Origin of the sequence: Sphaerochaeta sp. (assembly GCF_050178175.1) — a bacterium.
GTDB lineage: Bacteria > Spirochaetota > Spirochaetia > Sphaerochaetales > Sphaerochaetaceae > Sphaerochaeta.
Map to the genome: position 1 here is coordinate 1 of NZ_JBFXGH010000090.1, position 9,091 is coordinate 9,091.

General features: G+C 50.2%; 9 protein-coding genes. 6 read left to right on the top strand and 3 right to left on the bottom strand.

The genetic code is table 11. The annotated features are described in order from the left end of the window. From AB7S66_RS09465 to AB7S66_RS09485, 5 genes are all read left to right on the top strand, one after another. A partial coding sequence (locus tag AB7S66_RS09465; RefSeq protein ID WP_428519393.1) for an ABC transporter ATP-binding protein occupies positions 1-1,172 on the top strand: 1,172 nt, incomplete at its 5' end. Continuing rightward, positions 1,169-2,269, top strand: a complete 1,101-nt coding sequence (locus AB7S66_RS09470) for an ABC transporter permease (RefSeq protein WP_428519395.1) — start codon at positions 1,169-1,171, stop codon at positions 2,267-2,269. The genes AB7S66_RS09465 and AB7S66_RS09470, both read left to right, overlap by 4 nt. After that, positions 2,266-3,177 (top strand): ABC transporter permease, encoded by a 912-nt coding sequence (locus AB7S66_RS09475; RefSeq protein ID WP_428519397.1) that lies wholly within the window; start codon positions 2,266-2,268, stop codon positions 3,175-3,177. Before AB7S66_RS09470 ends, AB7S66_RS09475 begins: the two co-directional genes overlap by 4 nt. Next, positions 3,177-3,896: a purine-nucleoside phosphorylase gene (locus AB7S66_RS09480; protein WP_428519399.1), complete on the top strand. Its 720-nt coding sequence runs from the start codon at positions 3,177-3,179 to the stop codon at positions 3,894-3,896. Before AB7S66_RS09475 ends, AB7S66_RS09480 begins: the two co-directional genes overlap by 1 nt. Next, a complete protein-coding gene (locus AB7S66_RS09485; protein WP_428519401.1) occupies positions 3,896-4,507 on the top strand; it encodes an NAD(P)H-dependent oxidoreductase in 612 nt (203 codons plus the stop codon). Before AB7S66_RS09480 ends, AB7S66_RS09485 begins: the two co-directional genes overlap by 1 nt. On the opposite strand, the gene AB7S66_RS09490 is transcribed toward AB7S66_RS09485, so the two are convergent. Both AB7S66_RS09490 and AB7S66_RS09495 read right to left on the bottom strand, forming a co-directional pair. Then, positions 4,504-5,421: a nucleoside hydrolase gene (locus tag AB7S66_RS09490; protein WP_428519403.1), complete on the bottom strand. Its 918-nt coding sequence runs from the start codon at positions 5,419-5,421 to the stop codon at positions 4,504-4,506. The genes AB7S66_RS09485 and AB7S66_RS09490 overlap by 4 nt on opposite strands. Continuing rightward, positions 5,422-6,717 (bottom strand): uracil-xanthine permease family protein, encoded by a 1,296-nt coding sequence (locus AB7S66_RS09495; protein ID WP_428519405.1) that lies wholly within the window; start codon positions 6,715-6,717, stop codon positions 5,422-5,424. A gap of 79 nt (positions 6,718-6,796) precedes the next feature. Here AB7S66_RS09495 and AB7S66_RS09500 point away from each other — a divergent pair, with 79 nt between their 5' ends. Beyond that, positions 6,797-7,597, top strand: coding sequence for an alpha/beta hydrolase (locus AB7S66_RS09500; RefSeq protein WP_428519407.1), 801 nt, complete (start codon positions 6,797-6,799; stop codon positions 7,595-7,597). On the opposite strand, the gene AB7S66_RS09505 is transcribed toward AB7S66_RS09500, so the two are convergent. Further along, positions 7,592-8,875: an NAD(P)-binding protein gene (locus AB7S66_RS09505; protein ID WP_428519409.1), complete on the bottom strand. Its 1,284-nt coding sequence runs from the start codon at positions 8,873-8,875 to the stop codon at positions 7,592-7,594. The genes AB7S66_RS09500 and AB7S66_RS09505 overlap by 6 nt on opposite strands. Positions 8,876-9,091 lie beyond the last annotated feature (216 nt).

Genomic DNA, 9,091 nt, shown 5'->3' on the forward strand with positions numbered 1-9,091 from the left:
AGCGTGTTGCTGAACTCAGTAAACAGTATGGCTTGCAGGTTGACCCGGATGCCTTGATCGAGGATATATCGGTCGGGCAGCAGCAGCGTGTCGAGATTCTCAAAACCCTTTACCGTAATGCAAGCATCATCATCTTTGATGAACCTACAGCGGTCCTTACCCCACAGGAGATTGATGAACTGATGGAAATTCTCAAGGCTCTCCGGGCTGAGGGAAAGACCATCCTGCTCATCACCCACAAGCTTAGGGAGATCAAGGAAGTATCTGACCGTTGCACAGTACTGAGACGAGGAACCTATATCGGTACTGTTGATGTTGCCGATGTCAGTGAGCAGGAGCTTGCTGAGATGATGGTAGGGCGTGCAGTGAAGTTTGAGATCGAGAAACCGGAAAAGGTCCCCGGAGATGTAATGCTCAGCTTGCAGCACCTTGAAGTAAAGGATGAGAATGGGGCAGTGAAGATCAGGGACCTGAACCTTGATATCCATGACGGTGAGATTGTCGGTATCGCAGGAGTTGACGGTAATGGCCAGAGTGAGCTTCTTGGTGCCATAACCGGACTGATTCCCCTCTCTGGTGGTTCCATCATTCTCGATGGAGAGCCCATCGAGCAGTCCACCATTCGTGAACGCATTGAGAAAGGCCTCGGCTATATACCTGAAGATCGCAGAAAATACGGGGTTGTTGGAGAGTTCACCATTGCAGAGAACTCTGCCATCAAGAGCTACTATAAGAGTCCTTACAGAAAGCAATTCGGCATCCTTGATTTTGAAGCCATGAAAACGACCGCTGAACAACTTATCGACCAGTTTGATATCAGGAGCGCTGAGGGACCGATCACCAAGGCAGGCAGCCTCTCTGGAGGAAATCAGCAGAAGGTCATCGTTGCACGGGAGATTTCTCTTTCTCCTAAGGTACTGGTGGTTGCCCAACCAACCCGTGGCTTGGATGTCGGTGCCATCGAGTACATCCGGAAGAGAATAATAGATGAAAGAATGAAAGGACGCGCTATATTGTTGGTATCTCTGGAATTGGATGAGATCATGAACCTGTGTGACCGTATTGCAACCATCAGCAAGGGGAGCATCGTGGCAGTGAACAAGCAACATGAAGTAACCGAGCGAGAAATCGGTATGATGATGGCTGGGTCTCATAAGGAGGCACAGGCATGAAGCTAAAGCGGGAACGACTCATACAAAGCGACGGGGCAGTTTCGGTCCTTGTCGTAGTCCTTGGTTTCCTTGTAGGGACCATCCTGGTTGCATTGGTGGGGAAGAATCCACTTAACATGTACAAGGCAATCCTGCAAGCACTCAGTGGATACAACATCGACAATGGAAAGATGAACATTCGCTATGTCGGCGAGACTCTCAACTACTCGGTTCCCTTCATTCTCTGTGGACTCTCGATGGGGTTTGCAAACCGGGTAGGTCTCTTCAATATTGGAGGAGAAGGGCAGTACATCATGGGCATGACCATTGCACAGATGGTTGCCTTGCTTGGCCCACAGATACAAGGGCTGCACTGGGTGCTTGCCATCGCCTGTGCAATTATCATTGGATCCCTCTGGGGTGGATTGGTGGGAGTGCTGAAAGCAAAGTATGAAGTGAGTGAGGTTGTCTCAACCATCATGCTCAACTACATTGCCTTGTATCTAAGCCGTATCATCTCACTCCAAATGCCTGGTGCTACCACCTACAAGACCGCTGACTTTCCTGAGACTGCCCTGATTACCAATGACTTCTTCACCAAGATCACCAACTACTCACTGTTGAATAATGGTATCTTTTTAATGATCATCGCTGTGGTCGTGTTTTGGTTCATCATGGAGAAAACCAGTCTTGGGTTTGGCATGCGGGCTACTGGATTCAACAAGGATGCAGCAAGGGCCAGCGGTATACCGGTGGTAAAATCCATTGCATTATCCATGGCTATCGCTGGGGCTTTTGCAGGCCTAGCTGGAGGCATTGTCGCATTGGGCTCCTTCAAGTATGGAAGGGTTCTCTCCGGGATGGACAACTATGGTTTTGACGGCATTGCCGTTGCCTTGGTAGGAAACAGCACTGCACTGGGCACCACCCTCGCGGGACTCTTGTTCGGTATGCTCAAGAACGCACAAGCCTTGATGCAAGCGAAGCAGATCCCCAAGGAAATTACCTTCATCATCCAGGGAATGATCGTAATCTTCATTGCCCTTCGTTCAGCCTTGATCCTTTATCAGCAGCACCTCGATAAGAAAAAACTGCAGAAGGAGGTAGGAGTCAAATGAGTATGATACTTGGAATGCTGCCTTCTGTATTGATGATTGTGGCCCCGATTCTCATCACCGCCATCGGTGGGATGATCTGTGAGAAGTCAGGGGTTGTGAACATAGCATTGGAAGGCCTTATGGCTATCGGTGCATGTACTGCTGCTGCTGCTCATGTCCTGATGGAGATGGCTGGGGTTCCCCATACACTCTCGCTTTTCTTGGCTTTGATCATGGGTTTGGTAGTCGGTGGACTGTTCTCCCTTATCCATGCTGTGGCAGCAATCAACCTTAATGCCGACCAGACCATCAGTGGTACCGGTATCAACCTGCTCTCCACTGGCGTAACGATTTTTGCCAGCCAGATTCTCTTCAATGCTGACAGGACCAAAGAGTTCATGATGGGCATGCAGACAGATGCTCTTGGCATCTACCCGACTGCCTACATAGCCGTTGCTGTTGTTGTCCTCTCGTGGATTCTGCTCTACAAGCTTCCCTTCGGGATGCATCTCAGAGCATGTGGTGAACATCCTGGAGCTGCCGAAAGTGTCGGTATCAACGTGAAGAAGATGCGTTATTTTGCAGTTGTTTCCAGTGGTGTCCTTGCTGGGCTTGCCGGTGGTTGTGTGGTACTTACCCAGACCATCCAATATACGAGCAATACCATCAACGGCCGTGGGTTTATCGCACTTGCTGCTGTTTCTTTCGGCCGTTGGAGTCCCCTGGGGGTTACCGGTGCAGCTTTTCTCTTTGGAACAGCACAGGCTTTTGCCATCATTGCGAACAACATTCCGGCTTTGAAGGCTCTTCCTTCGGAAGTGTTCAATATCCTTCCCTATGTCGTGACACTCGTGGCACTGGTGCTTTCCAGCGGCAAGAACTATGCGCCACGTGCTGCAGGCAAGCCATATGAGAAGGGGGCAAGCTGATGACACCTCACAATAGAGCCTCCAAGGCAGATATTGCACCTGTAGTGCTTGCTCCTGGGGACCCTCTACGAGCAAAGCTGGTGGCTGAACACTTTCTTGAAGATGCCCGTCTGGTAACCGATGTAAGGAATGTTCTTGGATACACAGGCGTCTACAATCATATGCCGGTTTCAGTACTCTCTACTGGGATGGGCGGCCCATCAGTTGGCATATACAGCTATGAACTGTTCACTGAATATGGGGTTGATGCTATCATCCGTATCGGTACCTGTGGAGGTTTGCAACCATCCATCGCTGTGGGTGATCTGATTGCTGCAATGACTGCAAGTACTGATAGCAATTGGGCTCACCAGTATAACCTGAAGGGAAGTCTCAGTCCCGTTTGCGATTCCAATCTACTGCTAAGGGCACTTGCCGTAGCCAAGAAGCTTGAGATACCCATGCATTCCGGTATGGTGTTTTCCAGTGACCTTTTTTCTTCCTACAATGCGCTGGGAGAGGATAGTTGGCAGGCTTGGGCAAGGATGGGTGCTTTGGCACAGGATATGGAAACCTATGCCTTGTACAGTACCGCTGCATGGACAAAGAAACATGCATTGAGTCTGCTTACCATGACAGACAGCTGTGTAACCGGTCAGGGCTTTGGCGATGAGATGCGCACAGTAGGCTTGTACCCCATGATTGAGGTCGCATTGCAGGTTGCGAGTGAGGTGCGCTGATGGAATTTCTTGATGCCATGCAGCATCGCTTTGCTTGTAAGTGCTACGATGAACAGAAAACTGTCAGTGATGCCCAATTGAAACAGATCCTCGAATACGGCAGATTGACTCCCACGTCCTTTGGCCTTGAACTGTGGTCCTTTCATGTAGTGAGGAGTGCAGAGAAGAAAACAGCACTCTTTCATGCGTGCTTCGACCAGGAGTCAGTGGCAACAAGTGCCTTTACCGTCGCTGTGATGGTGAGGAAAGCTGCATTTGCCAATCCTGATGGAGATCTGGTGCATAGCCGTGGAAAGCGATTCCCTGATCCTCTTGATGTATTCATTGCAGATTATCGTCCCTACTATGACTATCTCAAACAGGAGGGTCGTCTGGACTGTTGGCTGAAGAGCCAGGGATACCTGGCAGTAGCCAATATGATGACAGGGGCTGCCTCGATGGGTATCCAAAGCTGTGCCATTGAAGGTTTTCATGAACAACAGGTTCTTGATGTGCTGTCACTCGATGGGAATCAGTGGCAAGCTTCCTTGCTCGCAACCTTCGGTTATCCTGCAGAAGCAGAGCGGCCGAAGATTCGCGAGTCCTTGGAAGACCTGGTTGTCTTCCACTAGGGGAGGACAGCAAAGGCTTTATCAACCAGCGACCAGAACCAAGGAATATCGATGGAGGTGGCAATATGCACTCCATCGTTGTTTTTTGTCTCTTCCTTGATGGTCCTTCCATAGGAAGGTCCCCTCTGGCAATCAACCCAGACGTGCTTATACTCGGTCTGGACTTTTTTGGGGTCGGCTAGATATGCCACACATAAAGGGTCGTGCATCTGTGGCCAGCCTTGTTTCTGGTGGGTATAGTTGGCCTGGTAGGTGTCCATGCAAGCGGCAAATACCTGTGCCGACCTTGTCTTGATTGCATGGTAGCCTTCCAGGCGTGAGGGGCTCAAGGTTACCTGTCTGGTGCAGTCGAGGGGGAAGAGCACCAACTTGGCACCACTGGAGAAGACAATCTGTGCTGCCTCCGGGTCTGCATAGGTGTTGAATTCAGCAAATGCCGTAACATTTCCATTGCTGAAAGAGCCTCCCATGATGACAATCTGCTTGGCGAGTTGTGCTACCTCTCCATCTTTCTGCATAGCCAATGCAAGATCGGTCAGTGGCCCAACGCTGATGATGGTTATCTCTCCTGGATGTGTATGCAGGAGCCTGATCATGGCATCGATGCCGCTCTCTTCCTGTACTGCTTGTCTCTGTCGAGGTGGGAAAACAGGACCATCAAGGCCTGACTCCCCGTGAAAATCCCCTGCCGCAACAGGCTCTCGCACCAGGGGCTTTGCGGCCCCTTTATAGACCGGACAATCCAAACCAGCAGTCTCAGCGATATTCAGTGTGTTCTCAAGGGTTTTCTCCAATCCTACGTTTCCGTTCGTGGCTATGATAGCCTCAATATGAAGTGTGTCCAATCCTGCTGCAAGAAACAGCGCAACCGCATCATCAAGACCGGTATCAACATCAAGTATGACTCGTTCCATCTAGTCCCTCTTCGGTAACATGATATTCAAGGCAACAGCTACAACTGTCGCGATAACCACCGGGGACTGTCCAAACACCGTCTGGAACCAAACGGGGAAAGTCGCCAGGGCAGCCGACGATTCCGCTATTCCGATACCCAGTGCTGCAGAGAGCCCTACGATCGACGTATTTCGGTAGTTCATCTCCTCAGATACTACCAGTTTCATACCGGTCATGGCAATTGAGGCAAACACACTGATAGTTGCACCCCCGAGCACACTCTGGGGAATCGTGGTCAGGACGGCACTGAACTTCGGGATCAGTCCCGCAAGCAGGAGGATCAAGGCAGAAAGGCCAAGGGTGAACCGGTTGATGACGCGGGTGGTGGTAACTATACCAACATTCTGGCTGTAGGTTGCCGTGGGAAGGCCTCCCATGAAGGAGCCCAGGATATTGGTAAGGCCATAACCGGTTATTCCTGCTCTCAGTTCCTTCGTCGTGGGTTCCCTGTCCATTGCCCCAACTGTTGTTGCTGTGAAATCACCGATGGCTTGTATGGCATTGATGGCAAACAGTATACCCATGGAAAAACTAGCAGCAATGTCGAACTTGATACCAAAATGCATAAGCTGAGGTGCCTGGAAATACTTTGCTTCATAGATTGCGGAGAAGTCCACGATGCCAAAAACAAGAGAAAGTCCATAACCCACAATGATGCCGATAAGGATGGATGCAAGCTTGAAGATTCCCTTTCCTAAATGGTTAAGAATGGTTACCACTGCAAGCGTGAGAAATGCGAGAGTCCAGTTCAGTGGCGAGCCATACGAAGGACTCCCAATCCCTCCAGCCATATAGTTGATGGCGGTAGGATAGAGGGAAAGTCCAATGGTAAATACCACCGTTCCTGTAATCAGGGGAGGAAAAAATTTTCTGAGCTGTTTTACGAATATGCCTACCAGAAAGGCTACAATCCCTCCTACCAACTGGGATCCGAAGATGGTGGCTAGGTCATATCCCAATGCAATGGCTTGCATACTCGGCAGATACGCAAAGCTCACTCCCAGGATGACTGGGAGTCCTGATCCGAGTACTCCTGCAATGGGAAAGAGCTGGAGGAATGTAGCCAAGCTGGCTATTACCAATGCTCCCTGGACAAGAATGATGGAATCTTGTGGAGCAAGGTTTGCAACACGGCTTAGGATCAAGGCTGGGGTTACACAGCCAACTATCATGGCAACCACATGCTGGATGGCTAGTGGAAGAGCCTGTTTCAGGGGAACCCTGCCATTGAGGTCAAAGAGTGTAGAAGTATGCATGTCATGATGATACCACATCTGGATGCCCCACGTACCTTTTTCCTGCGCAAAGTGGTGAAGGATGTGGTAGGATACACCTATGAAAATAATACAGATTGCTGTAGGCCCAAACCAGGTTCCACTTACAGGATACCTCCAGGATATCACCGGTGATGGAGGGATCAGGAATATTCGCCCGACAATTGTCATCTGCCCAGGGGGTGGCTATCGGTTTCGCTCTGAACGTGAACGTGACCCGGTTGCGTTATACTTCCTTTCCATGAGCTACAATGTCTTCATACTGGACTATTCAGTGCAGGAAGCGGCCAAGGACCTGAATCCCTTGCTGGAAGCCAGTGATGCCTTGATCAAGATTCGTGAGCATGCATTTGAATGGATGTGTGATCCAACAAGAATTGCCATCATGGGTTTCAGCGCTGGTGGTCATCTTGCAGCATCCTTGGCCTTACTGCATAAGCACCCCATGCTCACTGCAAAGCAGAAGATTGTGGATGAGAACAACAAACCGGATGCTGCAATACTCTGCTATCCAGTGATCAGCGGTGGAAAATATGCCCATGAGGAGAGCCTGGACTGGGTCAGTGGGAAAGACCCGGAACTACGTTCACTCCTGAGCTTGGAAAACCAAGTAACCAAGGATGCCTCTCCCTTGTTCATATGGCATACCGTCACTGATGAGAGTGTACCGGTGGAGAATAGCCTCCATCTGGCTGTAAACCTGCAGAAAACAAAGGTCCCCTACGAACTCCATCTGTTCGAAAGCGGGAACCATGGCCTGTCAATGTGCACTGAGGAGGTGGGTACCCCTCACGAAGCGTGTCGCCAATGGGTAGCACTTGCTTCCAATTGGCTGAATAACCGCTTTAATCATACCTTATAAGGTCTCAAGGATTCCCTCAGCACTCCGGATTCCGCTGGCCCAGGCTCCGGTAATTCCTCGGCTTGTGCCAGCACCATCTCCAGCAAACCAGATATCCTCTTTTACGCGGAATCGTTCATCCAGGTAGGCTGGTTTATTTGCATAGAGTTTGATTTCAGGATAGTACATGATCGTGGAAGGGTGAAGCACTCCCGGGACAATGGTGTCCAGGTTCTTCATTGCTTTCCAGATAGCACGAAGGATTTTCGCAGGAATTGCTAGGGAGATATCCCCAGGACAACAGGTTTTCAGCGTAGGCTCAAAGTCATAGAGGTCACCGCTGAAGCTTGCTTCCTTGCTCCTTGAACCGAGGCGGAAATCACCAACCCGTTGCATCAGGGGTTGTCCACCACCCATAAGAGCGGCCTGCAGTCCAAGGTTCTCTGCAAAGGCTTGTCCACTGGCAAGAGGGGCGGTAAACCGTACTGTTTTCAGGATTGCGAAGTTTACCAAACCATTGTCATGCTTGCTGTCTGGGGCAAAGGCATGTCCATTCACTGAATACCACTGGTCACCTCTGTTTGTCGCATACCGCTCACGTACCACATGGGCGTTCCCGCTGTTGGTGCAGAATGTACGCACTTTCTCAGGAAAATAGAACTTCGGGTCATAGTAATCCCGCACGATGGGATAGTGCTCAATCCTGGTCTCAACCCGTACCCCGATGTCAACGATATTGTCGATAAATTGGACGTCGAGCGTGCGCATCAGGTCCTGGAGGAAATGGAAGCCTTTTCTGCCCGGTGCTATCAGCAACCGCTTGTACCCGATCTCACGTTTCTCGGTAATGATGAACTGTTTCTCGGCATTCACCGTTTCCATTGCCTCTCCAAGAGCAAGGTCAATGCCCAAAGCTTCAAGACGAGCAAGCAATTCCTTGATAAGCTTGAGTCCGCCATCAGTGCCGAGATGTGTCTGTCTGATTTCCAGCAGTGAACAGCCCAGTCTCTCTGCTCGCTTCTGGTAGATGTCGATGTTCTGTTTCTCAAGAAATGATGGTTTGAGAAAGTCGATAACCTGTTTCAGGTAGTGTTCGGCAGCTTCCTCAGTCCAGTATTCAACAGGAAACCCGATTGGGTAGGTGAAATTCATCTTGCAGTCATTGCGCATACCGCCGGTAGACACCTTTTCCCGATCAAGTATTAATATCTTCAGATCAGGCCGCCTCTCACGCAGCGTAAAGGCTGCACCCATACCTGCCGGTCCGCTTCCTACGATGACAACATCATATCGGTCCATGGAGTACCCTCCCAGTTGTGATAGGAAAGGTTCCCCTTTCCAACCAATTATCCCCATTCTTTCCGCTTTGCTCAAGCCCTTCTGAGTATAGGAAGCCTTGCACAGAGCATAGATTCGTGGTAATAAACCTATGTAGGAAGGATTGGGGAGAGAGGGAGAAACTATGTATATCAGTGCCAAGGAAGCCGCGAAGAAGTGGGGAATCAGTGAGAGACG

What these genes read in the sequence shown, in the direction of transcription:
- AB7S66_RS09470 (WP_428519395.1), top strand. Translation starts at nt 1,169, where the DNA reads ATGAAGCTAAAGCGGGAACGACTCATACAAAGCGACGGGGCAGTTTCG.
- AB7S66_RS09475 (WP_428519397.1), top strand. Translation starts at nt 2,266, where the DNA reads ATGAGTATGATACTTGGAATGCTGCCTTCTGTATTGATGATTGTGGCC.
- AB7S66_RS09480 (WP_428519399.1), top strand. Translation starts at nt 3,177, where the DNA reads ATGACACCTCACAATAGAGCCTCCAAGGCAGATATTGCACCTGTAGTG.
- AB7S66_RS09485 (WP_428519401.1), top strand. Translation starts at nt 3,896, where the DNA reads ATGGAATTTCTTGATGCCATGCAGCATCGCTTTGCTTGTAAGTGCTAC.
- AB7S66_RS09490 (WP_428519403.1), bottom strand. Translation starts at nt 5,421, where the DNA reads ATGGAACGAGTCATACTTGATGTTGATACCGGTCTTGATGATGCGGTT.
- AB7S66_RS09495 (WP_428519405.1), bottom strand. Translation starts at nt 6,717, where the DNA reads ATGCATACTTCTACACTCTTTGACCTCAATGGCAGGGTTCCCCTGAAA.
- AB7S66_RS09500 (WP_428519407.1), top strand. Translation starts at nt 6,797, where the DNA reads ATGAAAATAATACAGATTGCTGTAGGCCCAAACCAGGTTCCACTTACA.
- AB7S66_RS09505 (WP_428519409.1), bottom strand. Translation starts at nt 8,875, where the DNA reads ATGGACCGATATGATGTTGTCATCGTAGGAAGCGGACCGGCAGGTATG.